The sequence below is a fragment of the Methylovorus sp. SPW-M1 genome (assembly GCF_053848825.1).
The window spans coordinates 2203277-2220873 of record NZ_CM132626.1; the positions used below are offsets into that span (position 1 = coordinate 2203277).

Below are 17597 nucleotides of genomic sequence, written 5' to 3' on the forward strand. Positions count from 1 at the left end.
ATTATCATCGCATCCGCCATTTTCAAATGCTGGAATAGAGCGAATTTCACTGGTTTATTTGGGGGCTGACTGGATAAGGGGAATGATACATTAGCTTCGTAGCATTCCCTATGCGGTGAGGACAAGATGGCCATTAACGGAATAGATTCCAGCAGGATAGAATCCATGCTGGCGCAGATCAGAGCGGCAACGCAGAAGCCAGCCATGGCGCCTGTTGCCGAGACCACGCCTGCCAGCAACACGCAAAGCACACCCAAAGTCGACTTTGCCGAAACACTGAAAGCCAGCCTGAATCAGGTGAACCAGTCGCAACTGGAAGCGGAACGCCTGGGCAAGAATTTCGCCATGGGTGATGATTCGGTCAGCCTGTCCGATGTCATGATTGCCGGGCAGAAGGCCAATATTTCCTTCCAGGCCACCTTGCAGGTACGCAATAAACTGGTGTCCGCCTATCAGGACATCATGAACATGCAGGTTTAAGCCATTTCAGGATAAAAATCTCAGGGGTGGTATTGCGGCGGCTCCGCGTCCGCATCCTGCTCCAGCCGATAGAGCCAGGCCAGAATCTCCGCAATCGCCATATACAGTTTGGGCGGGATATGGTCGTCCAGATCAATCTGCATCAGCAAGGACACCAGCTCCTTGGATTCATGCACAAACACATCATGCTCGCGCGCCCGCGCAATAATCTGCTCCGCCACCAGCCCACGGCCTTTGGCCACTACACGCGGCGCAAAGTCACCGGTCTCGTAGGCCAGGGCTATCGCCTGCTGGGTCAGACCCGCTTCGGCCGGTTTATTCGCCATCGCGCACCACCACCAGAGCATCTATCGTTTGCCCGCTTTGTTCCAATGCCTCAAACAGCTGATGCCGACGTGCGCGCATGGTTTGCAGCGTATCGATCTGCTGCGCCTGCAGCTGTATGCTCATGTGGCCATTCACCACGCGCAGGCGGGCGCTGACGCGGCCCAGTTGTGGCAAGTCCAGCGTCAACTCGCTGCTGACTTCAGGTTCGTAATCCAGCTGCGCGGTGGCGTGATCGGTCGCCGTATCCTGCTGATTGCCGCGCTGTTCCACCGGCACCGATGGCGGCTGGTACAGCAAGGGCTGATTAAGGGCAGGATTGGGCAACATGGATTGCTGCAACGGCGATGGCTGATTGAATGCCTGTGCTTGTGCGGCCGCTGCCGGTGAGGCCTGGGTCTGCGCGGATTGCGGCTGTGCTTGTTGCACTTCCACCGACCAGTTCATCTGCTGGCCGGGCCACACCTCGCCGCGCCAGTTCACGCGGCTGTTTTCCAGCACGGAAAGCTGCTGCGGCAACAGCATGGTGCCAGCGTTGGAGTTGGGTTGATTCTGTGGCTCTTGCAGGATCGCCGCCAGGGGGCGATCGCCTTCGGCAAAGGATTTGAGATGCGATTCATAAAACAGCCCGGTCAGCGTGAGGGCCTGCTTGAGATCCTGCGCCATTTGCTGCGGCGCCTGTGGCGATTGGCTGACAATGCCTGTGGCCTCAAACCGGGTAGGAACGCCCTGCTTCTGGGCTTCCTGCAATTTGCTGTCGATGAGCCGGGCGGCAGAACTGAGGGCAATGTCGGGCTCGGCCTCCGCAGTAAGCGATGACATGAGCTGGAAGGTTGGGGTCGGCGTTTCATCCAGAAAACGCAGGGTGAGGTTTTGCCCTACCCTGGCCTGCGAACCCAGGTCCATCTTGAGCAGCGTGCCGCCAACTTCCACATTGAAATGCCGGGGATCGGCACGGGACATCACCTGGGCCAGATAATCCTGGCCCTTGATGAATTGATTGAAACGAAAATCGACATCCTGAACAGTATCGGCAACCCTGACCGTAGGCAGCGCCTGGGTTACCCGGCTAACCGGCGCAACTCCTGGCGTATCCGATAGCTTGATCTGCATGGCAGTTCATTACTGCCGATAACTGCTACCGAGTCGACGCTCGTTGCTGTTGCTGCTGATCATGGCCGACAGCTTGACCATCCACGGATCCACCAGATTGCGGATTTCGCGATCATCTGCCAGGATTTTCTTGATGCTGGCGATCTTGCGCTGCAAGGATGGCCCACTCAAATGCTCTTCGGTGCAGGACTTCAGTTGCTGCACAAAATCCGCGCAACGCTGCTCCAGCTGTGCCAGGCGCTCCCAGTCATGTTCGCGCGCTGCCAGCAGCATTTCGCCAGTGACATCGGCCACAGACTCGTAGATTTGGACTTCCATGGATTCACTCATCACGATGCCTTTGCGTAATTTTGTACACGCTGAAACTGGGTGTTGTCAGGCGCAACCTGGGTGCCAATGGCTTCCCAGGCACTCTTGAGATCTCCCAACAGGCGTATGACTTCCTGTATCAGCGAGGGATCATTTTTAATATTGGCCATATAGAGACGGTCGCTCATATAGCCGTACAGCGCATCCAGACTGGTGGCAATCTCGCCACCGGCTTTTTTGTCCAGACTCAGGCGCAGGCCGCTCTCGATAATCATGATCGCCTTGGAGATCATGGCACTCTTGCGTTCAAAGTCCTTGGCTTCCATATGCATCACGGCGGTGTGGCAGGCCGTCATGGCACCGTCATATAACATCACCACCAGCTTGTGGGGGTCGGCGGAGACCACGCCGGTTTCAACGCCAACCCGGGAATATTCATTCACACCACGACTAGATCCAAACATAATCTTTATTCCTTAAATGGCAGGGTTAGCTGTTTGCCGAAAGTTGCGCGAGCTGCTGGGTCAGGTAGCTGCTCGTCGTTTTCATGCTGGCGACCAGGGTATCCAACGCGCTGAACTGGGCGCGGTAGCGTTTTTCAATCGCATCCAGACGATCATTCAAGGCCTCCTCCTGCTTGGTCAAACGAGTTATTGAGCTGTTCAGACCATCGGTACGCGTCGCGAGCAAGCCATCGTCGCTCAGCAGATTGGTCGTGACTTCATTCAACTGGCTGGCAAAGCCCTTGCTAAAGGTAATCGTGCCGCGACTGCCGGTGCTGCCGCCCAGAATCTTGACGAACAGGCCTTCAGAATCGTCGCCCGTCGCGCCTTTCAAGCTTTGACCAGTGCCAGTAGCGGCAACGCCATTGATCGAGCCAGCGACATTCACGCCGGTGGTGGAAGTGGCACTGCCAAACAGATCGCTGGCGCCATTGCCACCATTCAGCGTAATCCGCGAATCAGAACCGTAGCTGGGCGAAGTGATTTTCAGCGCACCGCCGCCATCCACGCCAATCTGGGCCAGGGAACCTGCACTCACCAGCTGCTGCTGCACCTGGTCAGCCAGGGCCTGGGTGCTGGCATAAGTGCCTGCGGCCAGCGTAATGCTGTAGTCAGTGCCGTCAATCGAAAAGGTTACCTTGTCGTTGCTGCCGGCGGTAATCGTCAGGTTGGGGGCGCCACCGCCCACCATGGTGCCCTGGGTAGCCAACTGGGTCACCGTCACGGCATAGGTACCGGCCTTGGTAGCGGTGGAGCTGCCGCCGTATGCGGTCAGTGCATCCGTGGTCGTACCGCTGGCGCCGAACAGTTTTGAAATATCAGAAAAATTGGTTTCAAGAGCAGTCTTGAGCTTGGTGCTATCCAGTGCAAGTTTGCCATCGCGCTGAAAGCCGACGCCAATTTGCGACAGGGTGCTGTAAGTGCTGGTGCCATCAATGGTCTGGGTAAAAATACTTTTCATCTGGGTGGAGATGGAGCGTGCGCCAGAATCCCCCAGTAATACGCCAGACTTGGTGCTGTCTGTCGCATTGAAATTGGTCAGGTTGCGTATCGTGGTGTCGAGTGCGTTGTAGGCATCCACAAACGCCTGCACATTCTTGACGATACCATCCGTATCGGTAGCCACATTCAGATTGGTGGCGGTGCCGGTGCCTGCCTTGAGCAGATTGAGGGTCACGCCCTGAATCGCGTCTGTAATGGTATTGCTGGACTTGGTGACACTGATGCCATCCACTGTCAGCAAGGCATTGGTGGCGGCCTGGCTTTGTGTCATGTTTTTGCCCGCGCCTGCCGTGCTGGTCGGGTCGTAGGCCAGCTGCGAAAGCCCGCTGGCATCGCTGCTGTTGCCATCGCTATCGGTTACGCTGATCTTGACGCTACTGGAGGCGCCCGTCTCTTTGGAGGTCACCACCAGACGCGCACCATTGGTGGAGCCGTCATTCACAATCGACGCCGTCACTCCGGCATTGGCGGAATTGATCGCATCGCGCACGCCAGCCAGGGTGTTATTGGAAGAGTCAATGGTGATGGTTGCCCCGGTTTTACTGCCGTTGACGCTAAAGGTATTGGTGGTGCTGTTGTACTCGCCGAAGCTGATCTCCAGCGTGCCGCTACCGATTACCGCGTTGGTCGAGGAAAAGCCGGAAGAAGCGATCTTGTGCGCTTGTGCAAGCTGGGTCACATTGATCGAGTAATTGCCCACCGTAGCACTGCCGGTAGCAGTAGCCGTGAACAGGCTGGTATCGCTGGACGTTGCCGTTTGCAGGTTGAATTTGGATGCGGTTGCCAGACTGCTGATCGTGGTCTGGAACGTAGACAGCGCACTTTTCAATGTGCCATAGGCCGATATCTTGGATTGCGTTGCAGTCTTTTGCGCGGTTACTTGGGTAAGAGGGCCTTTTTCTGCGTTGACTAATGCCGTCACCCAGGTCTCGAGCTCCAGTCCGGAACCAGTTCCTAATCCTGTCAATGTCGCCATAATCCTCTCCTACCTATCGGCATCAAGCCGTTTGTTTAATAACAAGACCTTGCAATTTGTCCAGCGTCTTGGAAATCGCCAGCACTTCTTCGTTGGGGATTTGCCGCAACACTTTGTTTGTTTCTGTATCCACTACTTTCACCACGACTTTTCCGGAATCCTGATCCATGGAAAATTGCACACTCTGTGCCACGGGTGAAATAAAACTGTTCAGCGTCTTAACTGCGGCCGCGATATCTTTGTCACTTGCAGATTTGTTGGTGTCGTTTTGCGCAGCCGTTGTCTGGGCTGGTGCTGACACTGTCGCTGCTGCCCTGCCGCCACCCAAACCCTGGGGGCTGCTGCCAGCGCCATATGTATATGCATTTATATTTGCGATCGACATTTTTAGCTCCTTTGTGTGAATGCCCGTAGAAGGCTTTCGTTCCTTCTACGGGCGATTCATCCCATCTAGCCTTCGCTTACGTCTTAGCCTCTCAGGAGGGTCAGCACGTTTTGCGGTACGGTGTTAGCCTGGGCCAACATCGCGGTACCTGCCTGTTGCAGAATCTGCGTACGGGTCAGGTTGGCGGTTTCTGCCGCAAAGTCAGCATCCATGATCCGTGACTTGGCTGCAGACTGGTTTTCAACCGATACTTGCAAGGCGCTGATCACAGAATCAAAGCGGTTTTGTACAGCACCCAAGGTAGCGCGGTTGGTATTGGCAGTGTTCAGAGCCGTATCAATCGCAGACAGTGCAGTATTGGCAGCCGTGTCAGTCAGGATGTTGCCTGAGATCGAAGATGCTGCTGTTGCGCTGACAGTGATGGTTTGACCGCTGTCTGCACCCACCTGGAATGTCATGCTGGTAGAACCGAACACAGCGATACCGTTAAACTTGGTGTCAGTGCCCAGACGTGTGATTTCGCTAGCCAGTTGCTGGAATTCAGCATCCAGGTTAGAACGGTCACCAGTACCGTTGGTGGCGTTGGCGGACTGAACAGCCAGTTCACGCATACGTTGCAGTGCATCAGTTACTTTACCCAGCGCGCCTTCAGCAGTTTGTGCGAAAGAGATCGCATCGTTAGCGTTACGGATCGCAACAGTTTGACCGCGAACCTGGGAGTCCATACGCGTTGCGATGGACATACCAGCAGCGTCATCCTTAGCGCTGTTTACGCGCAGACCAGAAGACAAACGTTGCAGCGAAGTATTCAGGCTCGACTGAGAAGACGACAGGTTACGTTGAGCATTCAGCGAGGCGATGTTGGTGTTAATTACAGCAGCCATGGTAATTCTCCTTTGTTAATTGATTCAAACACTTACTTTGCATTTCAGCATTGCGTTCATCGCGCCGCTGTTAAATTGTTTATCGGTTACTTTTAGTGAAAATTTAGCGGGGTTGGCTATTTAAATTTTCAAGCATTCCGAATCAAGCAATCTTGTGTTTGATGACGGCCGTAATTAACAAATCTTTAAACCTTTCTCATATATTTTTATTAAGAACTATAAAAATCAATTACTTAAACTTATGCACGCTGAGCCGAAACTCGCGTGGTCAACTGCTTTGCTGCCTTGTTTAGCTTGGTTTGGTCCCATGGCTCATTGACGATTTTCTGAAAATTCCGCACTTCATGCAGGACTTGATCGTCGCTTTGGATCACTTCGGTGAGACTATCCAGTGTCAAATTGAGCAAACGGATGAACGCTTTCTGCTTGCCATACTCATCTTCGGTCACCATGCTGATGCGATAACTGAGCTCATTGACCTCGCGCATGACCTTTTGCATGGCCCGGTAAGATTGTGTTGTCTTCACCTGTTCAGCCAGCTGACGTGACTTCATGGCCAGCTCGGATTCGTTCTGCAACAATGCAGGCAAAGTATGTGCCAACATCTTGGCAAGCTGATCCTGCCAGGGTCGGCCATCGTCTGCGGCATTGCTTAAATCACCAAAGGCGGCAAACCGGGACCGTTGCGACTGGATGGCCACCGAGGCCTTCACCAGTTTGAAAATCCCGTCCAGCAACGCATCCCAGTCTTCATTCTCAATGGCATAGGCCAGCTTCATCCCCGCTTCATTGGAGTTTTTCGCCAGCTGGCGGGCCACTTTCTGAAAGCGCTGCTCCAGCATGCTGGGAGCGGCAGGCGTCGGGCTGCCCTGTTGTGGGGCGCTCATCGGCGCGGCGGCCTGTTGTCCAGTCAATTCCAGATACAAGGCCTGATAGGCTTCAGGGGTAGGCGCAATGTCACGCGCCTCCAGTCGTGCCAGGATTTCCTGGCCGAGCAAGGCGGGTTTCTGCTGATAGATATGGAGAGTAGGGTCTGCCATGGCTGCATCTCCTTTGCCGCTCGGGCAAAGGCTCCGTCTATAGTTTGATTCCGCCATGCTAATCAAACAGACGACAATGCAAACAGCCTAACAGGGAGGTAAAAACCGCTTAAATCGGCAAAACCCACGGCTGAGCTTTGCCAGAGTAAGGTCAGACCAGAGACGTGGACTCACATCTGCGCTGTCTCCAGGCAACGACAGCCGCTTAATCGACCAGATTGTTTTTTATCGCGTAGTGCGTGAGTTCAGCGTTATGTTTCAGCTGCATTTTTTCCAGTAGCCGGGTGCGGTACATGCTCACGGTTTTGACGGATAGCGACAGCCGCAGGGCAATCTCACCCACCGTCAGGCCGGAGGCAATCAGCGTCAGCGTCTGGAATTCGCGGTCAGACAGGGATTCGTGCAAGGGCTTTTCAGTGTCCATCACCTGATTGGCCAGGGCGTCGGCCACTTCCGGCGTAATGTATTTCTTGCCCTTGGCGATCACCCGGATCGCATTCACCAGCTCGGAAGAGGCACCCTGCTTGCCCAGATAGCCAGCCGCGCCGGCCTTGAGCGAGCGGATGGCGTATTGATCCTCACGATGCATGGACAGCATGAGGATGGCAATCTTGGTGTTTTCCTTTTTGATATAGCGCAGCGCATCGATACCACTGCGGTCCGGCAATGAAATATCCAGCAGAAGCACATCGGCCTCAAGTTTGCAGGCGTAGTGGATGGCCTCACTGGCATTTTGCGCCTCGGCGATGACTTCGATATCCTCGGTTTCCGACAATATCTGCTTCAGCCCTTCGCGAAGAATCGCATGGTCATCGGCGATGATGACCTTTATTTTTTTGTCTGCAGGCATATAAATGCTTGTCCCCGTATTACCTTCGTTATGTCGCAATCTTACTTGAGACTGCGTGGAATTTTAACCTGCACCGCTGTACCCCCACGTACACGTTTTTCGACTTCAAGACTGCCATCCAGCGCAGCGACGCGCTCCCGCATGCCCCGCAGACCAAAGGAATTGGATTTATGCTGGTCCTGCATGCGTATGCCCTGGCCGTCATCGACGATACGCAGCATGATATCGCGGTCTTCCACCAGAAGCTCAACTTCCACCTGCCTGGCCCTGGCATGCTTGGCGATATTGGACATCGCCTCCTGGCAGATGCGGAACAGCGTGATCGCCTCATCGGCACTGACGGCCAGCTCGGTCTGCGAGCTGTAAAACCGGCACGGCAGGGAAAACTGCTTTTCAAATTGCCCGCATTGCCACTCCAGCGCCGCCACTATGCCCAGTTCCAGCACATCCGGCCGCAAGTCACTGGCAATGCGATGCACGATATCAAAGGTGCGATCGACAATGCTTTCCAGATTGAGTGCCTTCTCCACCAGCTTGGGTTCGTCGGGATTGATACGCTTGATAATGGAGGTAAGGCCGATCTTGATCGCGGTCAGGTTGCCACCGAGATCATCATGTATCTCGCGCGCAATGCGCCGACGTTCCTGCTCTTTCACCTGTGTCAGGTGGGCAGACAGCTCGGCCATGCGCTGGCGTGAACGTTCAATCTCGAGTTTTTCGTTTTTGCTCTGCGTGATGTTGGTAATGATGCCGCCCCACTGCACCTCGCCATCGTGCAGCTTGATGGGGCTGCCACGCAGGTTGATCCACTTGGTATCCTGCCAGGCCTTGATCCAGATGCGGCCTTCCCAGTTCAGCACGGTCATTTCATTGGCCGAGGTCAGCAAGGCTTCACGGAACGATGGCCGGTCTTCTTCTGCCATCAGCCGGTAAAACTGCGACGGCGTCTTGGTCAGCTCGGCTTCGGTAATGCCCAGCACGGCATAACAGGCCTCGCTCAGATAGATAAAACCGAGCCGGCCCGGCCCCAGCAATCTGAACTGGAATACCAGACCCGGCGTGTTGGCCACAATCGCCTGAAAGCGCGACTCGCTGTCATCCAGCGCCTGCATGGCAGAGCGGCTGACGCTGTTTTTCATGACCAGCATCCAGGACCGCCCTTCGGCCTCAAAAAAGCTCACTTTGGTGCTGTCGCCTGCACGCCGCCCTTTTTCGCCATCGGCCTTGGGTAATAACAGCGTCGTCAACGGTGCGCCGGATGGTTGTTTTACACACTGGGCCTGCCATTGCACAAGCTCGGTCTCGGGCATGCCGAGCACCGCGTGCAATGGCATCGCATGCAATTGCGTCAGCGTGCATTGATGACTAACCAGCGCCTGGCTGCTGACGCAGGCCAGTTGCATGTTATTGGCATCCACCAGATAGGCTTCATCCGACATGCCTGACATCAGTGCAGAAAAAAATGGATTGGCTATCGTTGCCTCTAGCAAGACATCACCTGTTGTTCATGGATAAGTTTTTATGGAGATCAAGCCGCTTGCAGGCAGTCAGCACAAGGCGTGCAAGCGATTTTAAGATAATCGCATCCACATAATTTCACAAGCGTTAATTGCGGGGAGAATCAGACCGGCCGATAACCGGCAAAAAAAAACCAGACCTGGAGAGCAAGTCTGGTTGAATTTCTATGGAGTATGCCTGAACATTGTGCGACACGCGAACCGTCATTCCTGACATTTCAATTGCACTAGAGCATGTGTTGCATACTAAAGGTCGCCGTCTGTTGCCACTACACTGGGACTCCCGAAAAACCTCGGGAATTTTTCCCGAAAGTTACTTGCCGCTTTCCACCAGCTGCTTCAGATTATCCAGGCCCTGACGGAAATAGGCCGTCACGCCTTCCACTGCCGTGGCATCGTCCTGCCCGGCAGGCGGCTCATTACCGGTAAAAGCACGGTAGAAACGGGCCTTCCAGGTCACTACGGTCTTGCCGTCCTTGCCTGCAGTGACTTCCAGACGGCCATTCAGCGAGCTGACCGGCAAGGCCTTGATATCCATGTCACGGCCCATGCGGTAGGCATAGCGCATCTCGGCATCCGAGTAATCATCCAGCTCTTCTTCTAGCACACCGCCGCTCTTGAATGTCAGCGTACGCTTGGCGCCATTGCCATTGCCGCCTTCAGCCGCCACTTTTTCCACGGCAGGTTGCCAGCTGGCAATCGCGCCAAAATCCTTGATCTTGGCCCAGACGGCAGCGGGTGCCGCATTGATCTCTACAGTTTCCTCGGCTTTCTGCGGGGTGGGGCCATGCGCCCACGCCGCCAGGGGTAATGCCAATAACAGTGCTGCAATCCATGATTTCATGGTTTTCCTTTCTTGAACAATGATGAAATAAAAGCGGGGAAATACGAGGCCAGCAGCAGGAGCAAGGCCAGCCCGGCAAATACGGGGCGGATATCGCTGGCAACCCACTGCCGGTGCAAGGTGTTCTGACGCAGGGCATCGGCCAGCTGGGCCTTGTCCTGCAGATGCAGATAATGCAAACCGGTTATCTTGGCGAGTTCCTGCAGGCCTTTTTCATCCAGGGCCGACATATGCTCGGTATACGAGCCTTCGGGGTGCGCGCCATGCGGCGCATTGCGTCCATGGTAGCCTTCCATTTCCAGCACAGACTGCACGTGGGACATGCCGAAGGTGGCAAATTGCATGGCATCTTCCGGCAGCCAGTAGCCGGTAATGTTGTCGTTTTCATCGAGCTTGGGAATGGCTTGCCGTTGCAGCTCGCCGACCCCGGCAATGATGCCGCCTACTTCGCCCGGTTTGCCATCAAACACCGGCATGTACCGCGGATTGGCGGGCGGTGCCTGCTGACCATCGGTCAGAAACACCAGGGTATCGAGCTTGAGCTTGCGGGTTTCTTCAATACCGCGATACAGGCCATGCGTGATGAAGGAATCCGCCGCCCAGGCCATGCGCCAGTCCAGCCGCTCCACAGCTTCATCCAGCACACTGAAATGGGCACAGACTTCCATGGGCTTGAACAGCATGGAAACATCGCGCTCGGTAAACATGCCGATGCTCACCAGCGAGCCACAGGGCAGATGACGCAAGGCATCGCGCACCGCTTGTCGGGCGAATGCCAGGCGGGCCACACCACCGGGACCACCATCGCGCACATTCATGCTCTGGGTAATATCGATGACAAAGCCCACCGAGTACACCTTGCGCGGCAGGGGCAGCTCCGGATGCAGAAACACCGGCAACATCAGGATACAGGCCGCCAGCAGCAGCGCCCGCCCGGGAGCCTGGGCAATACGCAAACGCCAGCCTTGCTTCACGGCATGCCCTTGGGGAAACCGGGAATCGTCGGCCAGGCACGCTCGGTGGTGGTCTTCAGCTCGGTTTCTTCCTGTGATTGCTCATTGCGGATGCCGGGCGTCAGGTCCGGGCTGGCACGCTGCGCCAGCTCCATGTTGTGACGGGCATCCCATAGCGTCGGATCATGGCGCAGGGCGTCACGGTAAGCATCCTTGGCCATCGCCAGCAAGGGAGCGGCCTGGTTGTAGGCCAGCGCGCCCTCTTCAGTCAACGCGCCCAGCGCCGTCGACAGATAGGCATTGCCCATATTGTATTTGGCGCGCGCCAGCAAAGCCGGAGGCAGGCGCTGCTCCAGCCGACCATAGATTTCCAGCGCATGCGTACTATCGCCACGTCGCGTCAGCTGCCAGGCTTGCAACAGCTGCCCTTCGGGGGTCTGGCTTAGCCATGGCGCGTGCTTCTCTATCGGCTCCTTGGGGTTAGCCAGTATCTGATTCACCTGGCTGGCCTGCAACCATTGCCAGCCCTGCCAGCCAGTAAGCCCCAGACCGGCGGCGAGCAGGCTCCAGGCCAGGGTCTCGCGCCACAAGATCATGCGTGCCATTGCGATATCTCCATTCGTTTTGCGCCATACAGCAGCGCCAGCAACAGCAGGGCTGCGGCATAGCAAATCCCGGCCAGATCGCGGCGTGGCTGTTTTTCAAAGTAATGCGAAGGCAGGTTGTGCATCTTGCCTACATCGCGCAATGCGGCTTCCAGCGCGCGCGGGTTTTCCGCCTCGTAAGCCTGATAAGGCACGCCCAGGGTTTTGAAATATTCATGCAGGAAATACTCAGGGGCACTGGCGGCATCATCGCCCTCCCCCGGCTGCACAAAAATGCTGGGGGAATTGGTGCCGCGGATATAAATCCAGGCAAGCGCTGCGTGCTCACTGGCAAACCAGCTGCGTATACGGTCCTGCGTCTGGCTGTCGATATGGGCGCCGCCGTCAGATACCAGCAGGATCAGCCGGGCGCCTGTCACCGGCTTGCCCTTGAAGTAATCCAGCGCCATGCCAAGGCCCCGCGCCACGGCGGTAAAGCCCATACCCTGGGCTTCGGCACTATCCAGCGCTGCCTTGAGCGCGACCTGGTCATGCGTCAGTGGCAGCACAAACACCGGGGAGGTACTGAAGGTGATCAGGCCCACCAGATCCTGCTGGCGGCTCTCGATAAATTTGGCGAGCACTTCGCGGGCGGCTTTGAGCTTGGAGGGATTCTGCACAGCGTCGGTCGACTGGATATATTTGCCGGCAAAGTCATCGTTCATGCTGGCGCTGCGATCCAGCACCACCATGATATGGGCGCCATGCCCCACGCGCTCCACCTCGGACTGGCGCAGGTGCAAGCCCGCCATGCCCAGCACCAGCGCCACCACACACAGCATGCCGATGAGCCGCAAGGCCCATGACAATGCGCGCGACCAGCGGTCTTCCGGCATCAGCAACATGGCTGGATGGCGCAACACCGATTGACCATGGCGCCATAAGGGCAACAAGCCCAGCACCAGCAGCCACAGCGCGGCTGGCGTATCAAACCCCAGGGCGTTGATCACGGTTTGCGGCCTCGCTCCAGTGCGCGACAGGCGGCCAGCAAGGTCTTGATCGCAGCGACATCGTCAGCGCTCGCGGCATTCGGTGCCTCGGCAAAAAACACGCGGGCAGAGCGCGCATAAAACGCTTCAATCTCGGGGCGCAGGCGCGCAAGCTCCGGCCGCAGTTTCAGCAACACCTGCACATCGCTGGCAAACACCGTCCGCCCTGCCGCCTGATTAAACGCGTGATGCGCCACGGCAAAGCTTTGCGCCAGGCTGAGTTTGCGGCCCTGGCGGCCACGCAGACGACGGTAGGCCGCCGTGAATGGCCCAGCGGGCGCCCAGCGGAAAGGCGGTTTGTCATGGCGCCATAACAGCCAGAGCGCGGCAGTCAGCGTCAGCGCCAGTGCTAGCAAGGTGTAGCGCATGGGCCGCGCGGTATCGCGTAATGGCGGCAGACTGTCTGGGCGCAAACTGGTCTGGCTGGTATCGAGAATCACCGGCAGCAAGGGCGACACCATGACCTGCCGCTCGTGGATTTTGACCGGCAACACGGTCTGCCCATGGCGCAGGTTAACGGTGAAGGCAGGCAAAGGAATGGTGCGCGTTTCGCGCAGGGCCTTGAACAACTGCCAGCGCAGATGCAGCTTGAAACGGCCATGCTCGGGGGCATTTTCCTGTACATCCACCTCGCGCAGCTCTATCCACTGGCCATCGCCACTGCGCGGCAGGGTTTCTTCCACCAGCGTGGCGCCGGGCGTGGCGGTAATATCCACGACTTCATCAATCACGTCGCCGATAAAGTATCCGGCCTCGCGGTAATGGCTTTCCACATGCGCATCAGCGGCGGCGTGTGCGCTTGCCATCGAAAAAACCAGCATGGCCTGGCCCAGCATCGCCAGCCATGCCATGCGGCACCCGCGAATCAGGCGCCACGGACGGTGTAAAGGCATCATCGTGCCGACTCCATAAAATAATGTGTCAGCGCCCGCGCTTGCAGGCGGTCGCTGATAAAAAACGGCAGGCGTCCCCATTGCGCGCAGACCTCGGCAATGGCCTCACGGCGCGCCTCATAGGCGGCATTGATTTTTTGCTGCAGGCGAGGCCGGCACCACAGCAGGCGCTCCTGCCGCGTTTCGGCATCGCGAAAGCGGGCAAAGCCCCAGCGCGGCAGGGCGCTGTATTCGGCGCTATTCCATAGCACCACGGGCACCACATCATGGCCGCTCAGGCTTTGCAGCACCTGTTGCAATTCAGGCAAGGGGTAATGGGCATCGGTCACCAGAAAAACCAGCGAACGCTCGCGGCCGATCTCGGCGGCGGCAGAGGCCAGACCATGCGCGCCGCCTTGTGGAGCGGGCGCTTGCATGAGCCGCTGGCGAATGGCGCTGCCCTGCAGGCGGCTGCAGCGTGCGGGGACTTGCAGCTCGCGCACGATGCCATCGTTGCAGGCAATGAACCCCAGCCGGTCTGCCATACGCCAGGTAGACCAGGCCAGTTGTTCGCACAGGTCGGCAATCACTTCGATCTTGTTTGCGTCAATACGCGCAGAAGGTTGGTAAACGGGATTCCCAGCGGAATGCTGAGGCTGGCCATCATTTGTCCCCTGCTCGCTCTGAAACGCCATGGAGGCCGACCAGTCGGCCACCACCCACACTGGCAGCGATACATTTTGCTGGTACATCTTCACCAGCAAACGCCGGTATGGATCACGGGCGGTTGCGCGCACATCAATGCGACGCGGATCCGGGTTATCCAGCAAGGGGCCGTGCCCGCGAAAACGGCTGCCGGAACCGGCAATGCGGCCGACATGGGCACCAGCCCGCAAGCCGTTGGCGCGCCATTTCACATAGTAGTGAATCAGCTCGGGGATAGAGGACAACAGGCTCACGGTGCCGCCACTTGTGCCAATACGGCTTCCATCAAGGCTGGGGCAATCACATCGCGGTGCAGCTCGTGCACCGGCTGCAGAAACACGCGGTGGGCAATAATGTCGTAAAACACCTCGCGTATGTCTTCCGGCATCAGATAATCACGCCCGGCCAGCCACGCCACCACGCGCGCACCACGCATCAGCATGCCCATGCCACGTGGGCTGGCACCCGCCAGCACCAGGCTGCTCACGTCAATGCCGGATAACTGCACACCCACATCCTGTGGTTTGGCAGTGGCTTGCCACAGGGCGAGCGCGTAATTCTGCAGCGCAGGGCTGGCCTGCACATGCTTCTGAATGCTGGCGGCCACGTCGTTGAGCTGGTCATACGGCAGGATGGCCGCAGGCACACTCTCGATAAGCTTGTCGGTATCCTGAAAGCGGGTATCAAACATCAGTTGCTTGCGAATCTCGTCGTCGTCCGGAGCCTTCACCAGCACTTCCATGAAGAATCGGTCGCGCGCGGCGCCCGGCAGCTCAAAGGTTTCTTCTTTTTCCACGCGGTTGCGGTCGGCAAACAGAATGAAATGCGGGAAATAATATTCGCGGTTAAATGCCGTCACGCTGCGCTCGGCCATGGCACGCAGCAGCAGTGAGTGGACTTGCGGACGCGCCCGGTTGATCTCGTTAAAGAAAAACACGGACAAGGCGTCGCCCTGACTGAGCAAGGGGCCGGGATCAATGCGCATCTGCCCGGCATCGTCTATCCAGGTGTGGTAAATCAGGTCGGAAGGCATCAGGTCCACCGTGCCCTCAACGCGCTGATAAGCGCCACCCAGAGCGCGCGCTGCCGCTCGCAGCAGCGTAGTCTTGCCTACGCCCACATCGCCTTCAAGCAATACATGGCCACGGGCAAACAGTGAAATAAGCAGGGAACGGATCGGGTGGGTCTGCCCCAGAACGACCGCATTCAGGGATTGTTCAAACGCCGTGGCGCGTTCACGCCAGTCGGCCAGAGCAGAAGGTGTCGTATTCATGGAACTCACTATCGGGTTAATCCGCGCAAGGCGGCAGAGGGGGTCCGGGATGCCGCGGTGGCACCGGAAAAAGCGGATAGCGCATAACATGCACTATCCGCTACGCCAGTTAAATCAATCGCTTTACTTGACGTCGTATTTGAACTGACCTGTTTCTTTCAGGTTGGCAACGCGCTTGGCGTTACGCTCGTTCATGGCCTTGATGGCCTTTTCCTGTTTGCTGAGTTCGACGGGGTCATGCTTGGGGTCGTATTTGGAACCAGCAATCTTTTCCGGGAAACCTGGTTTTGGTTCCCAGCAGTTGCCTGGTTCTTTACAGTTGGTGCCATCGTAAGCAAAAGCACTGGATGAAAATACCAAAACCGCCACGCCCATCAGACCGTGCTTGAGCCAATTTTTGCTTTGCATTGCATTCCTCCTCATACCCGGCAGTTAAAGAACCCTTCGCGCGGCCAGGATCACATCGCGAAGGGAGTGATACAAAAGCAACTTAGTTATTGAGCCACTTGGCTTTTTCAGGATCACCCTGATAAATGGAACGTACCCAGCTCATGATCTGCAGCATCTCATCCTGCGTCAGACGGCCACGTTGCGGGCCCATCATGCCTTCGGCCCCACCAAAAATGGTCTCGAACAAGCCCTTGTCGGTGGCATTCTTGGGGTAGGTCCAATAGTCGTCGGACAGCGCCGGGCCCAGCTTGCCTTCGGCCAGATGGCCATGACAGCCGGAACAGGCGGTGGAGAACAGGCTCTCACCCTTCTTGATCACCTCGGCATTGCCGTTGTAGGGGTTGACGCCGGTTTGCTTGAATTTCTTCACCGCATCGGTTTCCGTCTCGTTGAGGCCCTTGAAATCGAGCATTTCACCGGAGATGGTGCCGCGGAAGATCAGGTCATCCGCGAAGACAGATACGGTGGCCGCCAGAAGTGCCGCGACCAGAACCAGTTTGTTACGTTTACGCATTGCATTACCCTTTATTGCTTATTGAAAAATCGTGGCTACCGCTCAGTAAAGCGTCGCTTCAAGGCTTGGTTGTTGGCAACAGCGGGATACCTTCTGCCTTCAAAATGGCATCAATATCGCCCTTGCGCTTCACCAGCGCCTGCTCAATCTGCTTCAGCAGCTCGGTATCGTTCTTACGCACACCCACGCTTACCGAAAACTGATGCGGAACACGCTCACCATTCGATTTCTTGGCGTTATCCACCACCAGCTTTTCCACCAGCGGCACGCTAGACTGCTTAACATATCGGGCAGCTGCAGGCGCCCACAGCACGGCAACATCCAGGCGGCCATTCACCACATCATTCACCACACGCGATGGGTCATACTTGATGTAATGGTTGCGCGGCGACTTGTAATTGGAGATCTCGGCCTTGTACTGGAACATGTCGACAAAGCGCTCGATCTGCACCAGCATGATTTCGGGTGGTGTTTCCGGAATCCAGCCTATCTGGGTGGTCGATTTCTTGAGATACGGGCTGTTCCAGTCCGTCAGCCCCAGGTCGCCCTTGTCTTTCTTGTAAACAAAGATGTAGCCGGAACGGTAATAAGCAGGCGTCGTGGCGACACGTGGGTCGTTTTCATCGGCACCAATAATCACATCGCATTTATCCTTATCCAGCAGGTCACGCACCACATAGCGCGCATCTTTCCACCAGACGTTTTCCACCTTGCGGCCCAGTTCACTGGCCAGCACATCGGCGATCCGGTTTTCAAACCCTTCTTCCCGGGTATTCGAGTAAGGCAGTTCATCCTCACCCGCACAAATTCGTAATGGACTGTCGGCTTTGGTCTTGATTTGCGCATTGTCTTGCGCCATGGCAGTCTGCCCGCCGAACGCGCTCGCCCAGATGGCGAACATCACACTCCACTTGATCAGTTTCATTGCTTTCCCTTAAAACACACCGTGATGATCTTTAAAACTGCACAG

21 protein-coding genes are annotated in these 17597 nt (G+C 56.7%); 1 reads left to right on the forward strand and 20 read right to left on the reverse strand.

Annotation, left to right across the window (positions count from 1 at the left end):
• Window positions 1-126: 126 nt before the first annotated feature.
• Window positions 127-480 (forward strand): flagellar hook-basal body complex protein FliE, encoded by a 354-nt coding sequence (gene fliE, locus ACWWD9_RS10360; RefSeq protein WP_015829583.1) that lies wholly within the window; start codon window positions 127-129, stop codon window positions 478-480.
• 20 nt (window positions 481-500) lie between these two features.
• Here fliE and ACWWD9_RS10365 read toward each other — a convergent pair whose 3' ends face one another.
• From ACWWD9_RS10365 to moxJ, 20 genes are all read right to left on the reverse strand, one after another.
• Window positions 501-806: an EscU/YscU/HrcU family type III secretion system export apparatus switch protein gene (locus tag ACWWD9_RS10365; RefSeq protein WP_013441586.1), complete on the reverse strand. Its 306-nt coding sequence runs from the start codon at window positions 804-806 to the stop codon at window positions 501-503.
• On the reverse strand, window positions 796-1917 hold the full coding sequence (gene fliK, locus ACWWD9_RS10370) for a flagellar hook-length control protein FliK (RefSeq protein ID WP_455866974.1): 1122 nt from the start codon (window positions 1915-1917) through the stop codon (window positions 796-798). The genes ACWWD9_RS10365 and fliK overlap by 11 nt, the downstream gene beginning before the upstream one ends.
• Before the next feature lie 9 nt (window positions 1918-1926).
• The gene (locus tag ACWWD9_RS10375) at window positions 1927-2247 is read right to left on the reverse strand and encodes a flagellar protein FliT (protein WP_013441584.1); all 321 of its coding nucleotides are present in this window, start codon (window positions 2245-2247) and stop codon (window positions 1927-1929) included.
• Window positions 2247-2690 (reverse strand): flagellar export chaperone FliS, encoded by a 444-nt coding sequence (gene fliS / locus ACWWD9_RS10380; protein ID WP_455866975.1) that lies wholly within the window; start codon window positions 2688-2690, stop codon window positions 2247-2249. Before fliS ends, ACWWD9_RS10375 begins: the two co-directional genes overlap by 1 nt.
• A 25-nt stretch (window positions 2691-2715) precedes the next feature.
• Window positions 2716-4707, reverse strand: coding sequence for a flagellar filament capping protein FliD (gene fliD, locus ACWWD9_RS10385; protein WP_455866976.1), 1992 nt, complete (start codon window positions 4705-4707; stop codon window positions 2716-2718).
• Window positions 4708-4729: 22 nt separating this feature from the next.
• Window positions 4730-5092 (reverse strand): flagellar protein FlaG, encoded by a 363-nt coding sequence (locus tag ACWWD9_RS10390; protein WP_013441581.1) that lies wholly within the window; start codon window positions 5090-5092, stop codon window positions 4730-4732.
• Window positions 5093-5175: 83 nt separating this feature from the next.
• Entirely contained in the window at window positions 5176-5976 is an 801-nt protein-coding gene (locus tag ACWWD9_RS10395) for a flagellin N-terminal helical domain-containing protein (protein ID WP_455866977.1), read from the reverse strand.
• A 239-nt stretch (window positions 5977-6215) separates the two neighbouring features.
• Window positions 6216-7016, reverse strand: a complete 801-nt coding sequence (locus ACWWD9_RS10400; protein WP_455866978.1) for a hypothetical protein — start codon at window positions 7014-7016, stop codon at window positions 6216-6218.
• Between the two features lie 205 nt (window positions 7017-7221).
• Window positions 7222-7866 carry a response regulator gene (locus tag ACWWD9_RS10405; RefSeq protein WP_013441578.1) on the reverse strand — a complete coding sequence of 215 codons (645 nt, stop codon included), beginning with the start codon at window positions 7864-7866 and terminating at the stop codon, window positions 7222-7224.
• 41 nt (window positions 7867-7907) lie between these two features.
• Window positions 7908-9305, reverse strand: coding sequence for a sensor histidine kinase (locus ACWWD9_RS10410; protein WP_455866979.1), 1398 nt, complete (start codon window positions 9303-9305; stop codon window positions 7908-7910).
• 391 nt (window positions 9306-9696) lie between these two features.
• On the reverse strand, window positions 9697-10227 hold the full coding sequence (locus tag ACWWD9_RS10415) for an SRPBCC family protein (RefSeq protein ID WP_013441576.1): 531 nt from the start codon (window positions 10225-10227) through the stop codon (window positions 9697-9699).
• Entirely contained in the window at window positions 10224-11201 is a 978-nt protein-coding gene (locus ACWWD9_RS10420) for a VWA domain-containing protein (protein ID WP_455866980.1), read from the reverse strand. Before ACWWD9_RS10420 ends, ACWWD9_RS10415 begins: the two co-directional genes overlap by 4 nt.
• Window positions 11198-11785, reverse strand: coding sequence for an MxaK protein (locus ACWWD9_RS10425; RefSeq protein WP_455866981.1), 588 nt, complete (start codon window positions 11783-11785; stop codon window positions 11198-11200). The genes ACWWD9_RS10420 and ACWWD9_RS10425 overlap by 4 nt, the downstream gene beginning before the upstream one ends.
• Window positions 11773-12774 (reverse strand): vWA domain-containing protein, encoded by a 1002-nt coding sequence (locus ACWWD9_RS10430; RefSeq protein WP_015829572.1) that lies wholly within the window; start codon window positions 12772-12774, stop codon window positions 11773-11775. Before ACWWD9_RS10430 ends, ACWWD9_RS10425 begins: the two co-directional genes overlap by 13 nt.
• A complete protein-coding gene (locus ACWWD9_RS10435; RefSeq protein WP_455866982.1) occupies window positions 12771-13709 on the reverse strand; it encodes a hypothetical protein in 939 nt (312 codons plus the stop codon). Before ACWWD9_RS10435 ends, ACWWD9_RS10430 begins: the two co-directional genes overlap by 4 nt.
• Entirely contained in the window at window positions 13706-14644 is a 939-nt protein-coding gene (locus ACWWD9_RS10440; protein WP_455866983.1) for a DUF58 domain-containing protein, read from the reverse strand. Before ACWWD9_RS10440 ends, ACWWD9_RS10435 begins: the two co-directional genes overlap by 4 nt.
• The gene (locus ACWWD9_RS10445) at window positions 14641-15663 is read right to left on the reverse strand and encodes an AAA family ATPase (RefSeq protein ID WP_159356068.1); all 1023 of its coding nucleotides are present in this window, start codon (window positions 15661-15663) and stop codon (window positions 14641-14643) included. Before ACWWD9_RS10445 ends, ACWWD9_RS10440 begins: the two co-directional genes overlap by 4 nt.
• A gap of 123 nt (window positions 15664-15786) precedes the next feature.
• Complete coding sequence (locus ACWWD9_RS10450; protein ID WP_013441569.1) at window positions 15787-16071, reverse strand: methanol dehydrogenase [cytochrome c] subunit; 285 nt, start codon at window positions 16069-16071, stop codon at window positions 15787-15789.
• An 82-nt stretch (window positions 16072-16153) separates the two neighbouring features.
• Window positions 16154-16627: a cytochrome c(L), periplasmic gene (moxG, locus tag ACWWD9_RS10455; RefSeq protein ID WP_013441568.1), complete on the reverse strand. Its 474-nt coding sequence runs from the start codon at window positions 16625-16627 to the stop codon at window positions 16154-16156.
• A 58-nt stretch (window positions 16628-16685) separates the two neighbouring features.
• Window positions 16686-17552, reverse strand: a complete 867-nt coding sequence (moxJ, locus tag ACWWD9_RS10460) for a methanol oxidation system protein MoxJ (protein ID WP_455866984.1) — start codon at window positions 17550-17552, stop codon at window positions 16686-16688.
• Window positions 17553-17597 lie beyond the last annotated feature (45 nt).

Excerpts from the sequence above, each read along its gene's own strand:
- fliE (WP_015829583.1), top strand. The coding sequence starts at position 127 with ATGGCCATTAACGGAATAGATTCCAGCAGGATAGAATCCATGCTGGCG.
- ACWWD9_RS10365 (WP_013441586.1), bottom strand. The coding sequence starts at position 806 with ATGGCGAATAAACCGGCCGAAGCGGGTCTGACCCAGCAGGCGATAGCC.
- fliK (WP_455866974.1), bottom strand. The coding sequence starts at position 1,917 with ATGCAGATCAAGCTATCGGATACGCCAGGAGTTGCGCCGGTTAGCCGG.
- ACWWD9_RS10375 (WP_013441584.1), bottom strand. The coding sequence starts at position 2,247 with ATGAGTGAATCCATGGAAGTCCAAATCTACGAGTCTGTGGCCGATGTC.
- fliS (WP_455866975.1), bottom strand. The coding sequence starts at position 2,690 with ATGTTTGGATCTAGTCGTGGTGTGAATGAATATTCCCGGGTTGGCGTT.
- fliD (WP_455866976.1), bottom strand. The coding sequence starts at position 4,707 with ATGGCGACATTGACAGGATTAGGAACTGGTTCCGGACTGGAGCTCGAG.
- ACWWD9_RS10390 (WP_013441581.1), bottom strand. The coding sequence starts at position 5,092 with ATGTCGATCGCAAATATAAATGCATATACATATGGCGCTGGCAGCAGC.
- ACWWD9_RS10395 (WP_455866977.1), bottom strand. The coding sequence starts at position 5,976 with ATGGCTGCTGTAATTAACACCAACATCGCCTCGCTGAATGCTCAACGT.
- ACWWD9_RS10400 (WP_455866978.1), bottom strand. The coding sequence starts at position 7,016 with ATGGCAGACCCTACTCTCCATATCTATCAGCAGAAACCCGCCTTGCTC.
- ACWWD9_RS10405 (WP_013441578.1), bottom strand. The coding sequence starts at position 7,866 with ATGCCTGCAGACAAAAAAATAAAGGTCATCATCGCCGATGACCATGCG.
- ACWWD9_RS10410 (WP_455866979.1), bottom strand. The coding sequence starts at position 9,305 with ATGTCGGATGAAGCCTATCTGGTGGATGCCAATAACATGCAACTGGCC.
- ACWWD9_RS10415 (WP_013441576.1), bottom strand. The coding sequence starts at position 10,227 with ATGAAATCATGGATTGCAGCACTGTTATTGGCATTACCCCTGGCGGCG.
- ACWWD9_RS10425 (WP_455866981.1), bottom strand. The coding sequence starts at position 11,785 with ATGGCACGCATGATCTTGTGGCGCGAGACCCTGGCCTGGAGCCTGCTC.
- ACWWD9_RS10435 (WP_455866982.1), bottom strand. The coding sequence starts at position 13,709 with ATGATGCCTTTACACCGTCCGTGGCGCCTGATTCGCGGGTGCCGCATG.
- ACWWD9_RS10445 (WP_159356068.1), bottom strand. The coding sequence starts at position 15,663 with ATGAATACGACACCTTCTGCTCTGGCCGACTGGCGTGAACGCGCCACG.
- ACWWD9_RS10450 (WP_013441569.1), bottom strand. The coding sequence starts at position 16,071 with ATGCAAAGCAAAAATTGGCTCAAGCACGGTCTGATGGGCGTGGCGGTT.
- moxG (WP_013441568.1), bottom strand. The coding sequence starts at position 16,627 with ATGCGTAAACGTAACAAACTGGTTCTGGTCGCGGCACTTCTGGCGGCC.
- moxJ (WP_455866984.1), bottom strand. The coding sequence starts at position 17,552 with ATGAAACTGATCAAGTGGAGTGTGATGTTCGCCATCTGGGCGAGCGCG.